Here is a 21187-nt window from a genome sequence, read left to right on the forward strand (position 1 = left end):
GAATATCAACTCATTCGTCGCGACTTCCGCGGCACAGCGCGGCGGCGGCAAAGCCCACAGCGAGCGCGGCGTACACGTAAAACATCGAGCGTTTCGACAGATGCGCCTCGAATCCGGGCGTGAGCCGGCTCGGCACCGCGTGGTAGTCGACGGCATAGGCAATGGCCGCCGTGGTCGCAGCAGTAGCGGCGACTTCCACGACGCGAGGTTTGCGATTAACGTGGCATTGCCAATGATCGAGCAGTCCTTCGAACAGCACGCCCCAGAAGATAGCCGACGCCTGATGAATCGTCAGACCCGTAAGCGTGAACCTCGCACTTAAGCCGGTTTCAGTGAACGCGCGGCGCGGCCACAAGCAATGAGTGACCGCGTTCAGCGGCGCGTACGGCGTGCTGCCGTCGTTGGTGGCGCGTGCGGCTGCCGTGACGGCGGCGGCGCTGCCCGCCGCGGTGCCCGACACCGTCGCGCGGCATACGAGATTGGCAAGGCGGTTCATCAGCTTTCTCCCGATCCGTACGCGGAGTCTTCAAGGCCGCGACCGGCGCTGCTTCGATCGACGAGGTAGCAGCCGCGCTCGACCCCGTCGCGCAGTGCCTCGGCTTGTGTCGTCCATTCTGGTGTGACCGGTTCGACATCGGGTAATGCAAACGGCTTTCCGTCGACGGACGCGCCGATTTGCGCGACCCATGCGCCGCGATCGTTCTGCTTCGCACTGACGACGATCTGCACGCCGCGATGCGTCACGCGCAGGGTGCCGTCGCTTTGCGTCTCGATGTCCGTGCTCCGGGAACCGGTGCCATCCATGCGTGCCTCCGAGTGTGTGTGCCAGCCTTGTTCGAGCTGCACGGTATCGCCAAATGTGCTGCTCAGTATGTCTATGCAGCAACGCATGTGCCGCGCGATGGCACGACCGTTGCTCGCCCGTATTCGGCAGACTCAAGTCCAGACCCAAGACCCTTCGAGTATTGACGTGAAAAGCACCACAGGCGAGGTTCTCATAGGCATTTCCGGCTGGCGCTATAAAGGATGGCGCGGCACCTTCTATCCCGAAGGGCTGAAACAGGCCACCGAATTGCGGTACGCGTCAGGACTGATGCAGACGATCGAGATCAATGGCACGCACTACAGCCTGCAATCGCTCGACAGTTGGCAGCACTGGTACGACGAAACCCCGCCGGGTTTTGTTTTCAGCGTGAAAGGCGCGCGTTATCTGACTCATCTTTTGCGGTTTCGCGACGAAACGGCAACCGTCGCGTGCGCGAATTTTTTCGCGCAAGGACTGCTCGCGCTGAAAGACAAGCTCGGGCCGATACTGTGGCAATTTCCGCCCTCGTTGCGTTTCGATCCGCAGCACATGGAGCGTTTCCTGACGCTGTTGCCTCGCGACACGGAAGCGGCGCTGTCGCTCGCGCAGCAGCACGATCAGCGTGTCAAGACGCCGTACCTGGAAATCGACCGCAAGCGCAAACTGCGTCATGCGGTGGAAGTGCGTCATGAGAGCTTCGTCGACCCTGCGTTCATCAAGCTGCTTCGCCGTCATAAGGTCGCGCTCGTCGTGTCGGATTCGACCGAAGCATGGCCGCAGTTCGAAGACCTGAGCGCGGGTTTCGTCTATATCCGGCTGCATGGCACCGAAACCAAATATTCGGGCGAATACTCGGATGCATCGCTTGAACGGTGGGCGCGGAGAATCGAGTCGTGGAGCCGCGGCACTCAGCCCGCCGATGCCCGCCTCGCCGCACCGGATCTGCAGCCGCCACGCGCGGCAACGCGCGACGTGTACTGCTATTTCGACAACGACGCGAAGACGAATGCGCCCTTCGACGCGCAACGGTTGATGGAGCGCCTGGGCCTGCACGCACACCAGGGCGACGGAATGAAGGCCGCGTGACGGGCGGCGTCGTCAGGGCGACATGGCGCGGCCAGACCCTGCCGGCGCCCGTCTACCTGTGCCGCTGCGAGAGTTTCCTCGCGTCCTGTAGCGCGGCGACAATCGCCGCATAGGCGCGGTGTCGCGTCTCGGGATCGGGCGCACGCAGTGCAAACGACGGGTGATACGTTGCGATCACCAAACGGCCGCCATGTTCGATCACTTTGCCGATCGCATCCTGCAAGCGCGATTTGGGATCTTCGAGCACGGCCCTCAACGCGGTCGCGCCCAACGCGACAATCACGTGAGCGCCCACGCTCTCCAGTTCCCGATCGAGCCAGTAACGGCATGCGTCCACTTCGCGTTGCGCCGGCGTTTTGTGCATGCGGCGCTTGCCGCGAGGCGTCCACTTGAAATGCTTGACCGCATTGGTGACATAGACTTCTTTCCTGCCGACGCCGGCCTCAACGAGCGCGTCATCGAGTAATGCGCCGGCGGGTCCGACGAAGGGCAAGCCTTGCAGATCTTCCTTATCGCCGGGCTGTTCGCCGACCATCATGATCGGCGCGCGGCGCGGGCCGGCGCCGGGCACGCCTTGCGTGGCGTTGGCCCAAAGCGGACAGCGGCGGCAATCGTCGAGCGTCGCCGGCTGCTGGTCGGGATCGACTTCGGGCTGCGCCGATGTTTCGTCCTCGGCTGCCGGCGTGCGTCGGGTTGTTCGATTGGTCGTGACCATGGTTCAATGCATCGCGCTTGTATGCTGCTGACACGGTGGCGAAGCAAACCGCATTCCGGTCGTGGTGGAGCACTGCGGGAGCACTGCGCCGAGGGCAGGCGCGCAATGTGCTTGGAGTTAGTCCCGCTGATCGCATGGCGGCGGTAGCGTTTCTGCACACCCGCCCGCCGTGTCAGGCGATGCCAGCGGCTCATCGGCGCGCACGGTAAATTCTGCAACGCAGACGACCGGCGCCATCGGCCGAAAATTACAAGGAGAAATGATGACTCTGCTTATCTACCTCGTCGGATGGATCATTTTTATTGGCGGCGTCGCGTGGGGCTTGACGGCGCTGCATGTCGCGCAGCACGTGATCGCGATCGTGGCCGTGATTCTTCTCGGTATCGCCGTGATCACCGGCGCGACGCGAGCGCGGAATCGGGATCGGTCGTAGCGGTTTGAGCCGGCCCGCTCGCGCGGGCCGCGAGTGCGCGGGCGAGCCGGCGTGCTCGAATCGCCAGCCATCCCCACTGCGAGTTGACGATCTGCGTGGTCCATGCCGTCGACGCTTCGCCGCGCGCCCAATAGGCCTTGAAGCGCTCCGCGCCGACGCCGAAGTCAAGATCGCAGCCGTTGTTGAACGCCCACTTCACGCATTCTTCGACCGCGATCAGACCGGGACAGCATTTGCCATAGTAGGGATCGTAGCCGGCAAAAATCGCGCTTGCCCAAGGATTGCCGAGACTCACGATAATGCCCGCCACCGGTGCCTCGTTCAGCGTGACGACGATCAGGCGCGCCATCGAAGGCACGTCGGGCGAATAAATCAGCTTGCCTAGAAAGCGCTCGAACTCCGGCGAGTCGAGCCACACACTGCGTTTGCCGACGCGGTCGCTCCAACTACGCTTGCAGTTGAACATCCATTCGATGATCGACGCGGTCTCGCCCTCGTCGGCCGGATCGACGACGCGCACGGCCACGGTGCCTTCTTTCGACAGACGCTTGACGAAGCCGCCCGGTCGTTTTCCGAATAGCGTGCCAAGCGACCGGCAATACTCGTCCCACGTGCCCTGCCCGCGCAATCGCGCAGCCGACGCCTGGTGAGGCTCGCAGAACAGCACCCGGCGTTCGCGCGACACGAGCTTGTGAAGATCGAGCGTCTCGCGAACATACGGCATGTGAATGAAGTCCGCGCCACAGCACCGGCGCGCCATGTTCCATGCGCCTTCGATCAACGCCGGGGCCGATGCGTCATCCGTAACCAGCACGCTCGTGTAGTCGCCGCCTTCGGGTCCGAGCGGCACGAGGTACGTCCATAACGCACGCTTGACTGTTTCGAGCGGCCAGATCATGACAAGCTGCCCGTCTTCGCGGCAGACGATGCATTTGAGCATGCGTCCGTGCGGCTTCGACACATGCTGCCATGCGAGCCAGCAGTAACTGAACGATTGATAGTAGTAGCCTTGCGCGCGCGTCCACAGCGCGTCCCATTCTGGCTGCAGCGCGCGGAATTGCGCTTCGTCGGTGATGATGTCGTAGCGCCGAGTACGATGCGTGGTCTCGTTCATGCGGTCTCACAGAGTGCAGGATACGGTTGGCGCTTTTGCACCCGTGTTGCTGAGCGCTGTACGGACCGGGCGCAAGCGGCCGCCCGGGTTCAAGCAGGTATGGCGGGTATCGCTGGTATTGCGAGCATGCACCGCACGCCTCACAGCGTGTGTGCGGGGCCGCACGCTGCGTGGGTCGTGAGTGCGCCGCGAGCATGGGACTACGCGGACCATCAGGACCAGTACGGACCATACGGGCCATGCAGCAGGAATGCGACCGAGCCATTTCTCTCCCGCTGCTAAGAATCGGCCAAATGCTTCGTTGCTCGCGGCGCGTGTCATGCCGTACCGTTGACGGATTGCGCATTGCGCGCCTCACTACGGAGAATCCATGTCCGCGCCCACATCGCATGCCGACCCGGCCTCTGCGGCCGGCATTGCCGACGCCGCCCAGCTTTTCGACGACAACGCGCTGACCCGCCGTTTCGCGCCTGTCTTCGCACGCATCGCGCAAGGCGCGGTGCACCGCGAACGCCATCGCGAGCTAGCCTACGAACCCGTGCAATGGCTGCGTGAAGCCGGCTATACGAAGCTGCGCGTGCCCAAACAATATGGGGGCGAAGGCGTGTCGTTGAGCGAATTTCTCGCGCTCGTCACACGCCTTGGCGAAGCCGACTCGAACCTGCCGCAGATTTTGCGCGTGCACGGCGGCTTCATCGAATCGCTGCTGGAATATGGCGACGACGCGCTATGCGACCGCTGGCTCACCCGCGTCGCGCAAGGGCAGATAATCGGCGGCGCAGTGGCCGAGCGCACGGCCGGCACGAACAACAGTGTGCGGTTGACGCAATCCGCCGGCGCGTGGCATCTGGACGGAGAGAAGTACTACACCACGGGCACGCTATACGCGGATTGGGTGGACGTGACCGCGTACGACGGACAAAGCGACGTGCGCGTGCTGGTCGCCGCCGACACGCCGGGCCTCGAGCGTATCGACGACTGGGACGGTTTTGGCCAGCGTCTGACGGGCAGCGGCACCGCACGCTTCAATCATGTACCTGTCACGCGAGAAAACGTGTACCGGCGTTACGACGCGTCGGCGCCGCGGCGCAACAGTGTGCTCACCTCGTACTACCAGGCCCTGCACGTCGCGAATCTGGCTGGCATCAGCCGGGCCGCGCTGCGCGATGCAGTGGCCTTTACGCAGGCTAAGACGAGAACCTTCGGTATCCCAGGTGAATCGAGTCCACGCGACAATCCGCTCGTGCATCGCGTGGTCGGCCGGCTTGCGAGCCTCGCCTATTCGACGCAAAGCGTTAGTGCGTCGCTCGCGCGGGCCATCGACGAAGTATTGGTCGCGCGACAGGAAGGACGCACCACCGAAGACACCTACATTCGCCTCGACATTCAGACCTTTCAGGCGCAGCAGATCGCGATCGAGCAAACCTTGCAGGCCGCCACGCTGCTGTTCGAAGTAGGCGGCGCATCCGCGACCAGTGAAACGCGGCGCTTCGACCGCTACTGGCGCAATGCGCGAGTGCTCGCGTCGCACAACCCGGCGATCATTCGCGAGGCCGCCATCGGCGACTTCTACCTGAATGGCAAAGCGCACAACGAGCGCTTCGCCGTTGCCCGGCCGACAGCCGTGGCCGCATGACCGGCAGCGCGCCAGGCCGCGCTTTCATGTGGCACAGTAGCGTCAGTGCATGCGCGCGGCGCGCGGCACGCAACTGCCCTGACGAGCCCCATGAAGAATCTGCCAGCCTATGAGCCGCCAGTCGATGAACAGCAACTGTTGCTGAAATGGATCCGGCGAGCGCGCGAATCGCAAATGAGCCACTACGACATGGCCGATCTGTTGTCCGCACGTGATCGTAAGCTGGGCTGGCTCGTTACCGTGCTGGCTGCGTTCGTGGGCACGGCGGTGTTTGCATCGCTGAACACGAACGCGGTCTCACTGGAGATCAGGATTCTGGTCGGCCTCGTGAGCGTGATCGCCGCGGTGTCGTCGGCGTTGCAGACGTATATGCGTTATGCGGAGCGCGCAGAAAAACATCGCGCCGCAGGCGCGCGTTATGGCGCGGTGCGGCGGCGGCTCGAATCGGTTTTTGCGGGCGACGCCGACGCGCGCGACGGCCACTATCTGACCGCGATTCGCGACGAACTCGACCGGCTTGCACAAGACTCGCCCAATGTGCCGCCGCGCAACTTCTACCGTACTCAGCGAGCGTTATCCGCAGATCCGCGGCGCGGCGCCGAAACCTGAGCGGCCGGCGTCAGGCGTCGAGATCGTTCGCGTCGATGCCTAGCTCGGCTGCCATGCGCCGTACCACTCCCTGAAGACGGTTGACCTGATCGGCAAGCCGTTTCTGCTCGGCCTTCACCGCTTCGAACGTGGACAGCGGCACGGTTTCGTCCTCGCCGCCGCCCGACTGCGCGAACTCGCTCAGGTTCACTTCGCCGCATAGCAGATGCATCCATCTGTTTTCGCGCTCGCCAGGCGTGCGAGGCAGTTTGACAACACGCGGCGGATCGTTCGCGGCGAGTTCGTCGAGAAACGCCTCGACCGACGAGATATCGGCAAAGCCATGCAAGCGCGCGCTGTTCAGGCGCAACTCCGCCGCCGTCTGCGGGCCGCGAAGCAACAATGTGGTCAGCAACGCGGCGGACTGGCTCGGCAGACCGAGCACGCGATTCATGTTGTGCTCGAAGCGCGGCACACGGCTGCTACTGCCTTCCATCACGAGGCTTAGCCGTTTCAGACCGTCGAGCGCCGTTAGTACTTCTGCCTCGGTCGCGTTCATGACAGGCGAGCGGCCGGTCTTCTGATTGCAGCCCAATGTCAGCGCATTGAGCGAGAGCGGATAACTGTCGGGCACCGTGTGCTGTTTTTCGACGAGCACGCCAAGCACGCGCCCCTCGAGCAGGGTCAATGCGCGGATGGCAGGACGGGACGGAGCGTCGGGAGTCGAGTTCATTTGATGTAGCGGCATGTGCCGGTGTGGTCGTGGATAACACGCCTTACCATCGCTCTGCGAGGCGGCACTTTTCTCCTGGTGGGCACTATGATAAACGGCCCGCGCCTTGACGACGTATGAATCGCCGCGACGGACTGCGGCGCGTAAGCGGGCGCTGGGCACGAGGCCTGCTTTCTCATCGTCTTTCTCGACACGGAGTGTTTAATGCCAATGCGTTCACAGTCGGTCCTGCGCGTGAGCGCTATCTCGCTCGCGGTGGGTGCCGTTTGCCTGCTCGGCGCCTGTGCGCTAAACCCAGGCGGCAAGAGCGGCAATGCGAGCGTGCCCGAGCCCGCCAAGCCGGTCGACCTCGGGCGCTATCTGGGCCGCTGGTACGAACTGGCACGCTACGAAAACCGCTTCGAAAAAGGCTGCGAGGCGGTGACCGCCGACTACGCCGCGCGTGAAGACGGCCTGATCGACGTGACCAACAGTTGCCGCAAGGGTGGCGTTGAAGGCCCGCTCGACGCCTCGAAGGGGCGCGCCAAGGTGGTAGCCGGATCGAACAACGCGAAGCTGAAGGTGTCGTTCTTCGGCCCATTCTTCGTCGGCAATTACTGGGTGCTGGATCACGCCGACGACTACAGCTGGTCGATCGTCGGCGAACCGAGCGGACGCTACCTGTGGATTCTGACGCGTGAAGCGAAACCGGTCGCCAGTGTGAAAGACATGTTGATCGAGCGAGTGCGTGCGCTTGGCTACGACACGTCGATGTTGCGCATCACGCAGCATACGTAACGCGCCAGAAAACACTTGCCGGAAGAAATTTTGCCCGGTATCGTCGTGGCGTTCTGCAAAGCAGCGCGGGAGAGATCGTCTGAAGCCAGGGCGACGCCGACGGAGCAACCGCCCCGGAAACTCTCAGGCAAAAGGACCGCGCAGCAGGAACATCTGGAGAGCGGCGCCGCGCGCGCCCACCGAAGGGGATTCCCGCGCACATACAGCGCTTTCGCGCAGCGCGGGAAGAAACTCTCAGGTACATGGACAGATGGGGCATCGGCACCGGTTTCGTACGAAATCGAACCCGGTGATGCTCAACTACTCTGGACCATGTCATGTCACGAATCGCCATTATCGGCGCCGGCATTACCGGCGTCACGACCGCGCACGCCCTCGCCCAATGCGGCCACCACGTCACCGTGTTCGAACGTCACCGCTATGCAGCGATGGAAACCTCGTTCGCCAACGGAGGCCAGCTGTCCGCCAGCAATGCAGAAGTGTGGAATAGCATGGCCACTGTTCTGAAAGGCCTGCGCTGGATGTTCATGCGCGACGCCCCGCTGCTGCTCAATCCCGTGCCCACGTGGCACAAGTATTCGTGGATGGGCGAATTCCTGCGGCAGATTCCCCACTACCGCGCTAACACCGTCGAAACGGTGCGGCTTGCCATCGCCGCGCGCGAGCATCTGTTTTCGATCGCCGAACAGGAGGGTATCGACTTCGATCTTGAACGGCGCGGCATTCTGCACGTCTACAAGACGCGCAAGGAGTTCGACGCGGCGGCCAAGGTGAATGACCTGCTGCGCGAAGGCGGACTCGAGCGCAGCGCGGTGACGGCGAGCGAAGTGCAGCGCATCGAGCCCACGCTGCACGGCGATTTTTACGGCGGCTTTTTCACGCCGTCCGATTCGACAGGCGACATCCACAAGTTCACGCGCGGTCTCGCCGATGCATGCGTTCGCCACGGCGTGCAGTTTCATTACGATGCGGAAATCATGTCGATCGAGCAACCCGCCGAAGGTCGCTTCTCGCTCACTGCCCACCTCGAAGGCGAGACGCAGCGCTTCGGGTTCGAGCGGATCGTCGTGTGCGCCGGCGTAAAAAGCCGTGATTTTGCGGCGATGCTCGGCGATCACGTGAACGTGTATCCGGTCAAAGGCTATTCGATCACCGTTTGTCTCGACGATGCAACGAGCAGGCAGCGTGCACCGTGGGTCAGCCTGCTCGACGACAGCGCGAAGATCGTGACAAGCCGGCTCGGCGCCGACCGTTTTCGCGTCGCGGGCACGGCGGAGATCAACGGCTTCAATCGCGATATCCGCTCCGCCCGGATTGCTCCGCTAGTAGACTGGACGCGGCGGCATTTCCCCGAGGTATCGACCGCGCGCGTCATTCCGTGGGCTGGCTTGCGGCCGATGCTGCCGAGCATGCTGCCCAAGGTCGGGCGCGGAAAACGGCGCGGCGTGTTCTACAACACGGGGCACGGCCATCTGGGCTGGACGCTGTCGGCCGCAACGGCACAGGCGGTGGCGCGCGCGATTGAGTAGCGTGCCGCCACGAAGACGCGGCATCTGCTAGTGTTGTGCAATCCGAGTCTTGACCTTGAAAACCATGGCTCATTCGGGCTTTCCCAATCCGGACAGCGCCGTCCCCGACGGCGCGGACGGCGCGCGTCTGAGCGACGAGCAGATTGGCGAAGAGGCGACGCGGCGGCTCGCATGGGACGCCGCGGTTCCTGAACGTACGATCACGGTGGAAGTCAGCAACGGGCGCATCGTGCTCAACGGCGAACTCGAACACAACGCCCAGCGAATCGCGGCGCTCGAAGACGTGACGCGCCTGTTCGGCGTCGCGGGTGTATGCGATCGACTGGTCGTGAAGCACCCGTGAGCAGACCAAGATCCAACCGGCTCAACCTCGATCGGCACGCAGCAACGCGCGGCAATGCCTCGCGATCTGCTTCTCTTCTTCGGTATGAAGCACCCTCACCTTGCCCGAGGCGTCGCCTTCATGAAGGCCGAGAAACGACAGCCCTTCGCAGATCCGTTTGCGCATCTGCACGCTGTGTTCGCCGATGCCGCCGGTGAACACCAGCAGATCGATGCCGCCCAGCAAAGCCGCATATCCGCCAATGGTTTTGCGCACCGCGGTCGCGAACGCGTCGAGCGCCAGTGACGCATGCGGGTCGCCCGCCGCCGCGCGTTGTTCGAGCGCCTGCATGTCGCTCTCGCCATCGGCGTAACCGGCCAGGCCGCTGTGCCGGTTCAGCAGCGTTTCCAGCCCGTTTGCGTCTAGCTTCTCCACCCGCATCAGATATAACAGCACGCCCGGGTCGAGGTCGCCGCAACGCGTTCCCATTGGCACGCCGCCGGTCGGCGTCATGCCCATCGACGTATCGACCGAGCGGCCGTCGCGCAATGCGCACACGCTCGAACCGTTCCCGAGATGCGCGCACACCACCCGCGCGGGCAACGTGGCGCCAAGCTGGGCGACGAGCGATTCATACGACAGCCCGTGAAATCCGTAGCGAATCACGCCGGCTTCCGAATAGCGCCGCGGTAACGCGAGTTGCGCGGCACGCGGAGGCAGCGTCGCATGAAAAGCGGTGTCGAAGCAGGCGAAGTGCTGCGCGCCGCCGAAAATCTTCTGCGCTTCATCGATCAGATCGAGCGCGGGCGGAATATGCAGCGGCGCGAAATGCACTGCATCCTGCAAGCGGCGGCGGACCTCCGGCGTCAGCCGCTGATGCGAGCGTAAGTGCGGGCCGCCGTGCACCACACGGTGGCCCACCGCCGTCGGTTGCTCATGATGTTGCTGGGCGAGCACGGTGGAAAGCTTTTGCAATGCGTCGGTTTGCGACTCCAGCACATGCTCCTCCTGGACGAGCACGCGCCCGTCGGGAGCCGCGATCCGCAAGCGGCCGTCGCGGCGGCCGATGCCTTGTGCGCTGCCTTCGAGCAGCAGCGATTCGTCGTCGCCGGAATGTTCGAACAACCCGAACTTCAGCGACGACGATCCGCTGTTCAGCACGAGAATGGTATGCGGCGAAGCGCCGTCCTGAGTGGTCATAACGGGCCTCGCTCAGCTTTTCCACGTCCAGTTGCGGATTTCTTCCTTGTCGATGCCCTCGGCATGCGCGTAATTCAGATGCTCGATAATCTGGCCGCGCAACCATTCCTTCGCATGGTCGCCGACACCGCGCAGCTTCGGCACGCGGTCGATCACGTCGATAGCCAGCGAAAAACGGTCCACCTGATTGATGATCGCGAGTTCGAGTGGCGTGTTGATGTTGCCCTTCTCGTGATAACCGTGCACATGCAGGTTCTCGTGGTTCGTCCGGTTGTAGGTCAGCTTGTGAACCAGCGACGCGTACGAATGGAAATTGAAGATCACCGGCTTGCTCGTCGTGAACAGCGAATCGAAGTCGCGGTTCGTCAGCCCATGCGGATGCGCATGCTCGGGCATCAGCCGGAACAGATCGACCACGTTGACGAAACGGATTTTCAGATCGGGGAAACGCTCCTTGAGAATCTCCACGGCGGCGAGCGCTTCCATCGTCGCGATGTCGCCCGCGCAGCCGATCACCACATCCGGCTCGGCACCCTGATCGGTCGACGCCCAGTCCCAGATGCCGATGCCCTTCGTGCAATGCGTAACGGCTGCATCCATGTCGAGATACTGCAGGTGCGGCTGCTTGTCGGCCACGATCACGTTCACGTAGTCGCGCGAACGCAGGCAGTGATCGGCCACGCTCAGCAGGCAGTTCGCGTCGGGCGGCAGGTAGATTCGCACCACGTCCGGGCTCTTGTTCGTCACCACGTCGAGAAAACCGGGGTCCTGATGCGTAAAACCGTTGTGATCCTGGCGCCATACGAGCGACGTGATCAGCAGGTTGATCGACGGCACCGGCTGACGCCAAGCCAACTCGCGCTTCGCTTTTTCCAGCCACTTCGCGTGCTGGTTGAACATCGAATCGATCACGTGCACGAAGGCTTCATAAGTGGCGAAGAGTCCATGCCGCCCTGTCAGCACGTAACCTTCGAACCAGCCTTCCAGCGTGTGTTCGCTGAGCATCTCCATCACGCGGCCGTCCGCCGACAGCGCGCCGCCGTCCGCGTCGCCGGGGTCGCCCGCCGCGAGCCACGTCTTGCCCGATGCTTCGTAGATGGCAGTCAGCTTGTTGCTTGCGGTTTCATCCGGCCCGAACACGCGGAAGTTCGTCATGTTGTTGCGCATGACATCGCGCAGAAACTCGCCCAGCACCTGAGTCGGCGACGTGTATGCGGACGCGGGCTTTTTCACGTCGACCGCATAGTCGCGAAACGCGGGCATATCGAGCGTCTTGCATAGCGCGCCGCCGTTCGCATGCGGATTGGCGCTGATGCGGCGCGCGCCCTTCGGCGCGAGTTCGCGCAATTCTTCGACGAGGCGGCCGGAAGCGTCGAACAGCGCTTCAGGCTGATAACTGCGCAGCCAGGCTTCCACCAGTTTGAGGCTCTTGCTGTTCGTCACGGGATCGGCAATCGGCACCTGATGCGCGCGCCATGAGCCTTCCACCTTGTGGCCGTCGACTTCCTTGGGACCGGTCCAGCCTTTCGGCGAGCGCAGCACGATCATCGGCCAGCGCGGCCGCGTCGGGTCGTTGTTATCGCGTGCATGTTGCTGGATCGCGCGGATTTCGCCGACGCACTGTTCGAGCGTGGCTGCCATCTGCTGATGCATGACCTCGGGATTGTCGCCTTCGACGAAATACGGCTTGTGTCCGTATCCGGTAAGCAGCGCTTCAAGTTCTTCGCGTGGAATCCGCGCGAGCACGGTCGGGTTCGCAATCTTGTAGCCATTCAGATGCAGAACCGGCAGCACAGCGCCGTCGCGGATCGGATTGAGGAACTTGTTCGAATGCCACGACGTGGCGAGCGGACCGGTTTCGGCCTCGCCGTCGCCGACCATTACCGCGACGATCAGGTTCGGGTTATCGAACGCGGCGCCGTAACCGTGCGACAGGCTGTAGCCCAGTTCGCCGCCTTCATGGATAGACCCGGGCGTTTCGGGCGTGCAATGCGAGCCGATGCCGCCCGGAAACGAAAACTGACGAAAAAAGCGCCGCATTCCGGCTTCGTCTTCACTGCGGTCCGGATAAATCTCCGAATAGTGTCCTTCCAGATAACAATTGGCGAGCGTGGCAGGCGCGCCATGGCCTGGACCCGAGATGAAGATCACATTCAGGTCGAGCTTCTTGATCAACCGGTTCAGATGCACGAGCAGAAAGCTCTGCCCAGGGTCTGAGCCCCAGTGTCCGAGCAAACGATTCTTGATGTGCTCGGGCTTCAGCGGCTCGCGCAGCAACGGGTTGTCGCGCAAATAGATCATGCCGGCGGACAGATAGTTGCACGCGCGCCAGTAGCGATCCATGTTGCGCAGCGTATCGGGGTCTAGCGTTTGCGGCGGGGTGGGACGGGAGGTTGTCTCAGCCATGGCGTCACTCCTCGTAAGGACTGTCAGGCAGGTTGACGGAGGTTGCGAAGCTTCGCGGATGAGCGTCATGCGTTTGACATGACAGCCGCGTGGTGCGTAGAGCGCTAATGGAGGATAGTTTGCCGTTGCGCGCCGGTCGCCAGCGGTGTGACCGGATGCACGCATCATCGTTCGGAACTCTTTGCGAAAGCTTGATGCTGGTCAAGACTCGCCGTCGCCGCGCATCGCGCTGCAAGTCTTACGCCAGCATTGCTGCAGGTATTGCGCGAAACGCTTAAGCTGTGGACCGCGACGACCACATCTCGTTGTTCCCGTCACACTGCAGTGTCGTCTGTTCGCTTATTCGTTCTTAACCATACACATTGATCATGCCGACACCCAACCGTTTTAAAGCGCCGCTCGTTCTTCTTGTCACACTTGTGCTGCTGTGCGCGGGCGTGGCCGTTCTGGTTGGCGTGTTCGGCTTGCTGGTCAAACTTTTCGGCGCCGTTTAGCAACGCGCGGCGCCTGCACAATCTGTGTATGCTGCCGATGTTCATGCGCCGAGGCGCGCGGCTTTATTGCAAGGAGATTTCATTGACTAACCCAGCCGACCCGTCCCCTCCTTCCCCGCAACCCATCGACCCGCAGTTGCTCGAAGTCGCGCAGCAGGTGTTCGATCTTGCCCGTGCCGGCGACGCCGCGATGCTCGCAGCGGTGATCGAAAAAGGCGTGCCGCCGAATCTGCGCAATGACAAAGGCGACAGTCTGTTGATGCTCGCGAGCTATCACGGACATGTCGATGCCGTGCGCACGCTGCTCGAACGCGGCGCAGATCCCGACCTGCGCAACAATAACGGGCAGACCCCTCTCGCAGGCGCAGCTTTCAAGGGCTTCGACGCTGTGGTCGAAACCCTGCTCGCGCACGGCGCCGACGTCGAAGGTGCATCGCCCGACGGACGCACTGCACTGATGGTGGCCGCGATGTTCAACCGCACGGCGATCATGGACATGCTGATCGCGCACGGAGCAAACCCCAACGCACGCGACGCCAGCGGAACGAGCGCACTCGATGCGGCCGGCAGAATGGGCGCCGCGGATGCGCAAGCCAGGTTGAAAGCGCAAGACTCGTGATGCACGCGATGCTCGATCGGCGACGCATTACGGCATGCGCGGTGCGCCGCGCGCGATCGCTGTCCAGATAACGGACAGCGCATTCGCAACGCTTAGGTCTTCCCGGCCAGCAGCGATTCCACATCGAGTTGCGCGAGATCGCCGATCCGCTCGATAGTCACATCCGCGGGCGGATTGCTCGATATCTCCTTGGGGTCAAAAGCGTAATGCCCCTGGCGCGGGAACACCGTGGTCAATCTGCTGCCCCAGACTTTCTTCATTGCCGTAAGAATGCGCAACTTGTCGTCGACCATTACGTAGTGGCGCGCCGGGTAGCATTCCATCACCTGATCGAGCATCAGCTCTTTGTGGATGTAGATCAGCACGCGGCCCTCCACCTCTTCCCACAAGCCGGAACGTGCAACCTTGCGCGGCTGGAACACCACGTCGCCATCCGACAGAATCACCGTGGGCCCGCGTTTCGCGACGTGCTGCAACGCATCCAGCGCGCCTGGATAGAGCCGGTTGGCGAACGGATAGTCGATCAGGAACGACGACATCAGCAAGAGCCGTGTGTCTCTTGGATGCTCGGTGCGGTAACGCTGCAACGCGCCAAGATAGTCCGCGTAGCCGAGCTCGCCGCGCAATTGCTCGAAAATCTCCCAATAGCGGCTACTGTTCTCAGTGCCGAACTCGCGCATCATGTGGGCGCGCAAATCCGATAGCACGTGGTCGTTGTCGAGCAAGGTGTTGTCGCAGTCGAACAGGAATACGACGTCGTGCGGCGCGCTTTCAGTGGGTTGTGTGGCTTGCATGTGCGGCTCCATGAGATCGGCTGTGCTGTGAGCCGGAGGATCGGGACGATCAGCCCTGCTGGCTGCCCGACGGCGCAGGCGGTTTTTCGGCGTGACCGCCGAAGTCGTGGCGCATGGCCGACAACACGCGGTTTGCAAAGTCCGCTTCGCCGCGCGAACTGAAACGCCCGAAGAGCGCCGCGCTCAACACCGGCGCGGGCACGCCCTCGTCGACGGCCGCCGCCATCGTCCAGCGTCCTTCGCCCGAATCGGATACGCGTCCTGCGTAGTTCTTCAGATCGGCGTCGCCAACCAGCGAACCGGCGATCAGGTCGAGCAGCCACGAGCCGATCACGCTCCCCCGCCGCCACACTTCGGCGATATCGGCCAGGTTCAGATCGTACTGATAAAGCTCCGGACGCCGCAGCGGCGAAGTCTCGGCATCTGCGTCGCGAGCGTGTTTACCGGCGTCGGCGTGACGCAGAATATTGAGGCCCTCGGCATAGGCGGCCATCAAGCCGTATTCAATGCCGTTATGAACCATCTTGACGAAGTGCCCCGCGCCTATCGGGCCGCAATGCAGAAAGCCCTGCTCGGCCGTGCTGCTGCCCTCGGTGCGTCCCGGCGTGGCAGGCGCGGCCGCTGCGCCTGGCGCAAGCGTCGAGAAAATCGGCTCCAGCCGTTGAACGACCTCCGCTTCGCCGCCGATCATCAGGCAGTAGCCGCGCTCGCGTCCGGCGACGCCGCCACTGGTGCCGACGTCCACATAGTGCAGTTTGCGCTCGGCCAGCTGGGCGCCCCGGCGAATGTCGTCGTGGTAATAGGAATTGCCGCCGTCGATCACGATGTCGCCCGGTTCCAGCAACGGCAGGAGTTTGTCGAGCGTGCCGTCGACTACGGCGGCGGGCACCATCAGCCAGACCGCACGCGGCTTCTCGAGTTTCGCCACGAGATCTTCGAGCGACGATGCGCCCAACACGCCTTCCTGCCCGAGCCGCTCGACGGCAGCGGGCTGCACGTCGTAGGCGATGCATTGTTGACCGCCCTTGGTCAGCCGCCGCACCATGTCGGCGCCCATACGTCCCAATCCAATCATGCCTAGCTGCATTTCACCGCTCCCGAAAGTGCTTCGTGACGCTGCCTGGTTCAGTTAGATGATCATGATGCGATTGCTGCAAGTTCCGGCGATTCCGCGTTGATTGATCCGGTTGCGGTAACGATAGCAACCGCGTCCATCGCAAGAACGATACGCCTCATTGCAGAGGTTTTGTGCGGCGTAAAGTTCCTCGCGTTCAGCTCGTTGCAAGCTTCGGCTACGCGTGCGATGCGCGCCGCCGCAAATCACCGCTCACGGCCGCCGCGCAGCGAGCGCGCCGATTGAAGCTTGCCGTATTGCATACGAGCAAAACGCCGCACCGCTCGCCACATCAGCGGATAGCGATAACCGGGTACGGCAAACAGCACGAGCGCGCACAGCGCCAGCAAACCGCAGAAAAGAAAGGTTCCTCGATAGCTGAAAGCCTGCACCAGCAAACCGGACAACACGCCCGACAGAATCGAGCCTACCCGCGCCGCGTTGAAGAAAAGCGCCGTGGCACGCCCCGGCGAATGCGGCATCAGATCCTGCACGTACGTCATGCCGAGGCAAGAAGTCACGGCCACCACGAACGCGTTGAGAATCTGCATCGGTATCAGCACATGCACGTTTCCTGCGAGCGACATCGCGACGAAATACAGAGCGTGAACCGCCGCGCATGCCGCCAGCCAGTTCGGCTTGTGCAAGCGGGAAGACTTCGCGCCGAGTGCGAGCATCATCGGAATTTCGGTCAATGCGCCGAGGCCGAGCATCACCGACACGTCCAGATGCGTGCCGCTCAGACCATGCACGATGTAAAGCGGCAACACGATCATCGTGGCGTTTGCGGCGAGCCCGAGCAACGTCAGCGCCGCGACCGCGCGGCCAATATCGTTCGCCAATGCTACGCCCGGCAAGTCCTCGTGCGCGTCTTCGCCCGGCTCGGTCAGCGGCGGTACGGTGATGGAGGAAGACGGCTCGGAGGCCGTGTCCTGCACCGTGTGATCGCCGAGATGGCCCTGCGGCTCGCGCATGCGCCAGACAATGGCGGCGCACGCGGCGAAGCTGGCTGCCGCGAACAGGAAGAGCCCGTAGAAACTCGTTGCCGCCAGCACCAGCGCGCCCACCGACGGCCCGAACACCCACGCCGCCGAGAGAATCGTGCGCAGCGTCGCGCTGGCAAACACCCGCTCGGCCGCGTCAGGCACGGGCAGCGCGGCACGGCTGAACGAGAACACCATTGAAATGGCCGAACCGCCGGCGCCTATGAAGACAATGCCGACGACGAGCAACAGCCGGTAGTCGCGCACCACGCATAAACACAGGTAACCGAGGGCGGCGAGAACCAATGCCGCCAGCAGCAAAGGCCGATGCCGGCCGCTCGCGTCGCTCCAGCGGCCGGCGAAGGTACTCGCCAGCACGCCGCTTGCCGCAATCAGTGTCATGAACACGCCAAGGCGGAACGGCGTCATACCGGCGCGCTCGACACCGAATAGCGACAGATACGGAGCGGTGAACGACATGGCGACGCCCAGCATCAGCGTGGCGGCGGCGAGCGGCTTGAAGCCGGGAATGTGCAGCAGACCAAAAAAACGTGAGGTTTTCAACACGGGCGGCTGTGGGCTCAGAGCAAGCAAGCCTGCAAGGCGCGGCGCGCGCGACAGGCTTCGTGGCGGGAATGACGGGGCATTATCGGCCGCGCGTGAGGGCGCGTAAAGGCGCGGGGATGTATCCCAAATTTGTGGCGGCGACCGTTATGCCGGATAGCGAGCTTACCGGGCCGCCCGCGCAAGTTACTTGCCGTCGTTCGCGCGCATCTGCTGCGCGAGCGCCTTGTAGTCGTAGGTCGGATAGAACTCGGTGCGGTAGCCGCCCCACGCAGTCGTCTCAATCGCGCGATTGACCTCGCGCAAGCGGCTCGCGGGCACACGCAGGGTGACCACCTGACCGATGCCCATCATCACGTACCACGACACCACTTCTATGCCGGGCGGCGGGAAAGTCTTGAAGAAACCCTGCGCGCGCAATTGCTCGTTGATCTTCGGCAGCGGCCTGGATTCGTCGTGGCGCAGAAAGATCGTCAGCAGAAAAGTGTCGTCGGGTGCGTTGGCGGCGCGCGCGGCGGAGGCCGCAGCCGGTGTCTCCTGCGACGCGCCGGAAGGCGCAGACGTCACATCCGCGCCGTAGCCTGGCAGCGCGGCCCCGAGCGAGCATACGAGCATCGCGCACTTCACGCCGCGGCGTAACTTTGCAGGGAGTCCAACGGACCGCTTGACGATCAATGCTAATGGCATGACATGCCTCCATGACGGTTGAACCTGCGCGTCCACGCGTTGGCGCCCGCTCACCGGCCCCATGCGTGGTAGTCGAGGCCAGAAGCTAGCAATATCTACTCCCGCAAGCGCCCCTCACCCGGTTCGGAGCATGCCATAGCCGCTTTTCGAGCGCGCCCCCAACTTGTACGGTTGGGCCAATGCCCGCCCCGCCGACTCCCGAACCAATAGCTGGTACTCTTATCAAACCAGAGTGCGGCGCGTGTCCGCGGCAGCGGACGCGCCTTTCCAACCCCAGAGCGCATATTTGAACCCGCAGCGGAGCATGCATGGCAATCCGGACGCCTTATTCCACCAAAGCCCCATCCAGAGCCGAAATCGACGCGCTGCCAGGCGCCACCGTCATCGAGTTCGGCACGGACTGGTGTGGCTACTGCCAGGGTGCGCAGCCGTCCATTGCAAAGGCGTTCGAAGCGCATGCCGGCGTCAGGCACCTGAAGATCGAAGACGGTCCCGGCCGCCCCTTAGGCCGCTCGTTCAAGGTCAAGCTATGGCCCACGCTGATTTTCATGCGCGACGGCACTGAAGTAGCGCGCGTCGTTCGCCCAGGGAGTGTCGAACAGATCGCCGACGCGTTCGCGTCGCTCTGAACCGGAGTCGAGCACTTTCATCATGCGACAGGCCATCCACCATCTGAGCGTCAAGGCGCCCACTCGCGGACTCGTCGAATTCACCGATGAAGCCCGCCGCTTCGTCGCGGCGCAGGACATCGACACCGGACTGCTGACGCTGTTTTGCCGTCATACGTCGGCTTCATTGCTGATTCAGGAGAATGCCGACCCGTCGGTGCAGCGGGATCTCGAGCGCTACTTCGCGAACCTCGCGCCCGAAGACAAGCAACGCTACGAGCACGACGCCGAGGGCCCCGACGACATGCCTGCGCATTTGCGCACCGCATTGACACAGGTTCAATTCAGCATACCGGTCGAGCATGGGCAGATGGTGCTCGGCACGTGGCAAGGGCTGTATCTGTTCGAGCATCGGCGTCACACGCAGCATCGCGACATCGTGCTGCATCTGATAGGCGAATAACGCAGGTCATGCAGCGGCCGCCAATGCGCCGCGGCCGCAGTTTTCCTTCCGCAACCGGAACAAAGGGAGCACATCTCATGGACACCCGTAGCGAACTGCAAGCCACCGTCGACGCAATGGTTCAGCCCGGCAAGGGCCTGCTCGCCGCCGACGAAAGCGGCCCCACCATCGCCAAACGCTTCAAGACGATCGGACTCGACTCCACCGAGGAAAACCGCCGTGCGTATCGCAATCTGCTGCTCACCACGCCGGGCCTCGGCGAATTTGTGAGCGGCGTGATTCTCTACGAGGAAACGCTCGGCCAGAAAGCGGACAACGGCACGCCGTTCCCCGAGGTCGCTGCGAAGAACGGGATCGTGCCGGGCATCAAGGTGGACCTCGGCAAGGTTCCGCTTGCTCATGCTCCAGGCGATGAAATCACCGAAGGCCTCGACGGCCTCGCGCGCCGCTTCGTCGATTACAAAAAACAAGGCGCGCGCTTTGCAAAGTGGCGCGCGGTCTACAACATCACGGCCAATCTGCCCAGCCGTCTCGCGATAGAAGCGAATGCGGACTCGCTCGCGCGGTACGCCGCGATCGCGCAGGAAGCGGGCATCGTGCCGATCGTCGAACCGGAAGTGTTGATGGACGGCGACCACACGATCGAGCGCAGCGCCGAAGTGACCGAGGCGGTTTTACACGAGGTGTTCGTCGCGCTGCAACGACATCGCGTCGTGCTTGAACATATGCTGCTGAAGCCGAGCATGGTGATCGCCGGTTCGGAGAGCGCGCGGCAATCGTCCACTGCGGATATCGCCGCTTACACGGTGCGGATTCTGAAACGCACCGTGCCCGCGGCCGTGCCGGGCATCGTATTTCTGTCTGGTGGACAGTCGCCTGAAGAAGCGACCGCGAATCTCGACGCAATGAATCGCCTCGGACCGCTGCCGTGGAATCTGAGCTTCTCGTATGGACGTGCGTTGCAGGAGCCGCCGTTACAAGCCTGGAAAGGCGCGGCGAGCAACGTTGAGGAAGCGCAGCAGGCATTGCTGAAGCGGGCGCGCCTGAACAGCGCGGCGGCACTCGGCAAGTACGACGCGGCGCAAGAAAAAAATTAGTCAGTCAGGCCGCGCCGGTAAAGCATTCGATTCGTGAGGCGCCCGTAGCGCATTCGCGCCACGGGCCCTCATTCTGAACGCGGCGGGTTATTGCCCTTTCGTGTCGCTGCTTGCGTTCGCGCCCGGCATGTTGGTCGTGTCGGTCGCGGGCTTCGTGGCCTTCGACTTCGACGAGTGCTTCTTCGACTTCGAATGCGACATAGCGCCCGATGACGTAGCGTCGCCGCCTTCGCGCGTGGAAGCATTCGCGCCGCCGGTCGTGGCCGGGTCGTTGCCGGCCGGGCCGCCGCCAGCCCCACCCGAGCCTCCCGCACCCTGTGCCATGGCAAGCGTGGAAGCCGTGAGCAGTGTGGAAATAAGCAGTGCCTTCTTGATCTTCATGACTGTTCTCCTGTCGGAATGGACGCGAAAAAGAAGCGG

General features: G+C 63.0%; 23 protein-coding genes and 1 riboswitch. Of the genes, 11 read left to right on the forward strand and 12 right to left on the reverse strand.

Annotation, left to right across the window (positions count from 1 at the left end; all coding sequences use genetic code 11):
• Positions 1-10 precede the first annotated feature (10 nt).
• Both H281_RS0114360 and H281_RS0114365 read right to left on the reverse strand, forming a co-directional pair.
• A complete protein-coding gene (locus tag H281_RS0114360) occupies positions 11-496 on the reverse strand; it encodes a hypothetical protein (protein WP_020067814.1) in 486 nt (161 codons plus the stop codon).
• Positions 496-804 carry a DUF6566 family protein gene (locus H281_RS0114365; RefSeq protein WP_027804596.1) on the reverse strand — a complete coding sequence of 103 codons (309 nt, stop codon included), beginning with the start codon at positions 802-804 and terminating at the stop codon, positions 496-498. Before H281_RS0114365 ends, H281_RS0114360 begins: the two co-directional genes overlap by 1 nt.
• A gap of 166 nt (positions 805-970) precedes the next feature.
• Here H281_RS0114365 and H281_RS0114370 point away from each other — a divergent pair, with 166 nt between their 5' ends.
• Positions 971-1891, forward strand: a complete 921-nt coding sequence (locus H281_RS0114370; protein ID WP_020067816.1) for a DUF72 domain-containing protein — start codon at positions 971-973, stop codon at positions 1889-1891.
• A 52-nt stretch (positions 1892-1943) separates the two neighbouring features.
• Here H281_RS0114370 and H281_RS0114375 read toward each other — a convergent pair whose 3' ends face one another.
• Positions 1944-2606: a UdgX family uracil-DNA binding protein gene (locus H281_RS0114375; RefSeq protein WP_020067817.1), complete on the reverse strand. Its 663-nt coding sequence runs from the start codon at positions 2604-2606 to the stop codon at positions 1944-1946.
• Between the two features lie 262 nt (positions 2607-2868).
• On the opposite strand from H281_RS0114375, the gene H281_RS36835 reads away from it, so the two are divergent.
• Positions 2869-3039: a hypothetical protein gene (locus tag H281_RS36835; protein ID WP_020067818.1), complete on the forward strand. Its 171-nt coding sequence runs from the start codon at positions 2869-2871 to the stop codon at positions 3037-3039.
• On the opposite strand, the gene H281_RS0114385 is transcribed toward H281_RS36835, so the two are convergent.
• Positions 2999-4153, reverse strand: a complete 1155-nt coding sequence (locus tag H281_RS0114385; RefSeq protein WP_020067819.1) for a GNAT family N-acetyltransferase — start codon at positions 4151-4153, stop codon at positions 2999-3001. The two genes, H281_RS36835 and H281_RS0114385, sit on opposite strands and share 41 nt — an antisense overlap.
• 370 nt (positions 4154-4523) lie before the next feature.
• Between H281_RS0114385 and H281_RS0114390 the strand changes: the two genes are divergently transcribed.
• The gene (locus H281_RS0114390) at positions 4524-5789 is read left to right on the forward strand and encodes an acyl-CoA dehydrogenase family protein (RefSeq protein ID WP_020067820.1); all 1266 of its coding nucleotides are present in this window, start codon (positions 4524-4526) and stop codon (positions 5787-5789) included.
• Between the two features lie 90 nt (positions 5790-5879).
• Entirely contained in the window at positions 5880-6398 is a 519-nt protein-coding gene (locus H281_RS0114395; protein ID WP_020067821.1) for an SLATT domain-containing protein, read from the forward strand.
• Between the two features lie 10 nt (positions 6399-6408).
• Here H281_RS0114395 and H281_RS0114400 read toward each other — a convergent pair whose 3' ends face one another.
• Positions 6409-7110, reverse strand: a complete 702-nt coding sequence (locus tag H281_RS0114400) for a YceH family protein (RefSeq protein WP_027804597.1) — start codon at positions 7108-7110, stop codon at positions 6409-6411.
• Between the two features lie 204 nt (positions 7111-7314).
• Between H281_RS0114400 and H281_RS0114405 the strand changes: the two genes are divergently transcribed.
• The 3 genes from H281_RS0114405 to H281_RS0114415 all read left to right on the forward strand — a co-directional run bounded on the left by H281_RS0114405 (position 7315) and on the right by H281_RS0114415 (position 9759).
• Positions 7315-7887 (forward strand): lipocalin family protein, encoded by a 573-nt coding sequence (locus tag H281_RS0114405; protein ID WP_020067823.1) that lies wholly within the window; start codon positions 7315-7317, stop codon positions 7885-7887.
• Between the two features lie 56 nt (positions 7888-7943).
• Positions 7944-8036: riboswitch (glycine riboswitch) on the forward strand.
• A 168-nt stretch (positions 8037-8204) separates the two neighbouring features.
• Complete coding sequence (locus H281_RS0114410) at positions 8205-9416, forward strand: D-amino acid dehydrogenase (RefSeq protein ID WP_020067824.1); 1212 nt, start codon at positions 8205-8207, stop codon at positions 9414-9416.
• 64 nt (positions 9417-9480) lie between these two features.
• Entirely contained in the window at positions 9481-9759 is a 279-nt protein-coding gene (locus tag H281_RS0114415) for a BON domain-containing protein (protein WP_020067825.1), read from the forward strand.
• Positions 9760-9780: 21 nt separating this feature from the next.
• On the opposite strand, the gene H281_RS0114420 is transcribed toward H281_RS0114415, so the two are convergent.
• On the reverse strand, positions 9781-10938 hold the full coding sequence (locus tag H281_RS0114420; protein ID WP_020067826.1) for an acetate/propionate family kinase: 1158 nt from the start codon (positions 10936-10938) through the stop codon (positions 9781-9783).
• A 12-nt stretch (positions 10939-10950) separates the two neighbouring features.
• Positions 10951-13344: a phosphoketolase family protein gene (locus tag H281_RS0114425; protein ID WP_027804598.1), complete on the reverse strand. Its 2394-nt coding sequence runs from the start codon at positions 13342-13344 to the stop codon at positions 10951-10953.
• 576 nt (positions 13345-13920) lie between these two features.
• On the opposite strand from H281_RS0114425, the gene H281_RS0114435 reads away from it, so the two are divergent.
• Positions 13921-14457 carry an ankyrin repeat domain-containing protein gene (locus H281_RS0114435; protein WP_027804599.1) on the forward strand — a complete coding sequence of 179 codons (537 nt, stop codon included), beginning with the start codon at positions 13921-13923 and terminating at the stop codon, positions 14455-14457.
• Between the two features lie 92 nt (positions 14458-14549).
• On the opposite strand, the gene H281_RS0114440 is transcribed toward H281_RS0114435, so the two are convergent.
• From H281_RS0114440 to H281_RS0114460, 4 genes are all read right to left on the reverse strand, one after another.
• Positions 14550-15251 carry an HAD family hydrolase gene (locus H281_RS0114440; RefSeq protein ID WP_020067830.1) on the reverse strand — a complete coding sequence of 234 codons (702 nt, stop codon included), beginning with the start codon at positions 15249-15251 and terminating at the stop codon, positions 14550-14552.
• 49 nt (positions 15252-15300) lie between these two features.
• Positions 15301-16338, reverse strand: coding sequence for a phosphogluconate dehydrogenase (NAD(+)-dependent, decarboxylating) (gene gnd, locus H281_RS0114445; RefSeq protein WP_027804600.1), 1038 nt, complete (start codon positions 16336-16338; stop codon positions 15301-15303).
• Between the two features lie 233 nt (positions 16339-16571).
• Positions 16572-17915, reverse strand: coding sequence for a sugar efflux transporter (locus H281_RS0114455; protein WP_020067833.1), 1344 nt, complete (start codon positions 17913-17915; stop codon positions 16572-16574).
• 183 nt (positions 17916-18098) lie between these two features.
• Positions 18099-18599, reverse strand: a complete 501-nt coding sequence (locus tag H281_RS0114460) for a hypothetical protein (protein ID WP_020067834.1) — start codon at positions 18597-18599, stop codon at positions 18099-18101.
• Positions 18600-18907: 308 nt separating this feature from the next.
• Between H281_RS0114460 and H281_RS0114465 the strand changes: the two genes are divergently transcribed.
• The 3 genes from H281_RS0114465 to H281_RS0114475 all read left to right on the forward strand — a co-directional run bounded on the left by H281_RS0114465 (position 18908) and on the right by H281_RS0114475 (position 20767).
• Positions 18908-19228 carry a thioredoxin family protein gene (locus tag H281_RS0114465; RefSeq protein ID WP_020067835.1) on the forward strand — a complete coding sequence of 107 codons (321 nt, stop codon included), beginning with the start codon at positions 18908-18910 and terminating at the stop codon, positions 19226-19228.
• 22 nt (positions 19229-19250) lie between these two features.
• A complete protein-coding gene (locus H281_RS0114470; protein WP_020067836.1) occupies positions 19251-19670 on the forward strand; it encodes a secondary thiamine-phosphate synthase enzyme YjbQ in 420 nt (139 codons plus the stop codon).
• A gap of 77 nt (positions 19671-19747) precedes the next feature.
• On the forward strand, positions 19748-20767 hold the full coding sequence (locus H281_RS0114475) for a class I fructose-bisphosphate aldolase (RefSeq protein ID WP_020067837.1): 1020 nt from the start codon (positions 19748-19750) through the stop codon (positions 20765-20767).
• An 87-nt stretch (positions 20768-20854) separates the two neighbouring features.
• On the opposite strand, the gene H281_RS0114480 is transcribed toward H281_RS0114475, so the two are convergent.
• Positions 20855-21148 carry a hypothetical protein gene (locus H281_RS0114480; RefSeq protein ID WP_020067838.1) on the reverse strand — a complete coding sequence of 98 codons (294 nt, stop codon included), beginning with the start codon at positions 21146-21148 and terminating at the stop codon, positions 20855-20857.
• Positions 21149-21187 lie beyond the last annotated feature (39 nt).

It is taken from the genome of Paraburkholderia caledonica (genome assembly GCF_000383275.1).
GTDB classification, from domain to species: Bacteria; Pseudomonadota; Gammaproteobacteria; order Burkholderiales; family Burkholderiaceae; genus Paraburkholderia; species Paraburkholderia caledonica.

Coding starts and splice junctions, on each gene's coding strand:
- H281_RS0114360 (WP_020067814.1), bottom strand. CDS start 496: ATGAACCGCCTTGCCAATCTCGTATGCCGCGCGACGGTGTCGGGCACC.
- H281_RS0114365 (WP_027804596.1), bottom strand. CDS start 804: ATGGATGGCACCGGTTCCCGGAGCACGGACATCGAGACGCAAAGCGAC.
- H281_RS0114375 (WP_020067817.1), bottom strand. CDS start 2,606: ATGGTCACGACCAATCGAACAACCCGACGCACGCCGGCAGCCGAGGAC.
- H281_RS36835 (WP_020067818.1), top strand. CDS start 2,869: ATGACTCTGCTTATCTACCTCGTCGGATGGATCATTTTTATTGGCGGC.
- H281_RS0114385 (WP_020067819.1), bottom strand. CDS start 4,153: ATGAACGAGACCACGCATCGTACTCGGCGCTACGACATCATCACCGAC.
- H281_RS0114390 (WP_020067820.1), top strand. CDS start 4,524: ATGTCCGCGCCCACATCGCATGCCGACCCGGCCTCTGCGGCCGGCATT.
- H281_RS0114395 (WP_020067821.1), top strand. CDS start 5,880: ATGAAGAATCTGCCAGCCTATGAGCCGCCAGTCGATGAACAGCAACTG.
- H281_RS0114400 (WP_027804597.1), bottom strand. CDS start 7,110: ATGAACTCGACTCCCGACGCTCCGTCCCGTCCTGCCATCCGCGCATTG.
- H281_RS0114405 (WP_020067823.1), top strand. CDS start 7,315: ATGCCAATGCGTTCACAGTCGGTCCTGCGCGTGAGCGCTATCTCGCTC.
- H281_RS0114410 (WP_020067824.1), top strand. CDS start 8,205: ATGTCACGAATCGCCATTATCGGCGCCGGCATTACCGGCGTCACGACC.
- H281_RS0114415 (WP_020067825.1), top strand. CDS start 9,481: ATGGCTCATTCGGGCTTTCCCAATCCGGACAGCGCCGTCCCCGACGGC.
- H281_RS0114420 (WP_020067826.1), bottom strand. CDS start 10,938: ATGACCACTCAGGACGGCGCTTCGCCGCATACCATTCTCGTGCTGAAC.
- H281_RS0114425 (WP_027804598.1), bottom strand. CDS start 13,344: ATGGCTGAGACAACCTCCCGTCCCACCCCGCCGCAAACGCTAGACCCC.
- H281_RS0114440 (WP_020067830.1), bottom strand. CDS start 15,251: ATGCAAGCCACACAACCCACTGAAAGCGCGCCGCACGACGTCGTATTC.
- gnd (WP_027804600.1), bottom strand. CDS start 16,338: ATGCAGCTAGGCATGATTGGATTGGGACGTATGGGCGCCGACATGGTG.
- H281_RS0114460 (WP_020067834.1), bottom strand. CDS start 18,599: ATGCCATTAGCATTGATCGTCAAGCGGTCCGTTGGACTCCCTGCAAAG.
- H281_RS0114465 (WP_020067835.1), top strand. CDS start 18,908: ATGGCAATCCGGACGCCTTATTCCACCAAAGCCCCATCCAGAGCCGAA.
- H281_RS0114470 (WP_020067836.1), top strand. CDS start 19,251: ATGCGACAGGCCATCCACCATCTGAGCGTCAAGGCGCCCACTCGCGGA.
- H281_RS0114475 (WP_020067837.1), top strand. CDS start 19,748: ATGGACACCCGTAGCGAACTGCAAGCCACCGTCGACGCAATGGTTCAG.
- H281_RS0114480 (WP_020067838.1), bottom strand. CDS start 21,148: ATGAAGATCAAGAAGGCACTGCTTATTTCCACACTGCTCACGGCTTCC.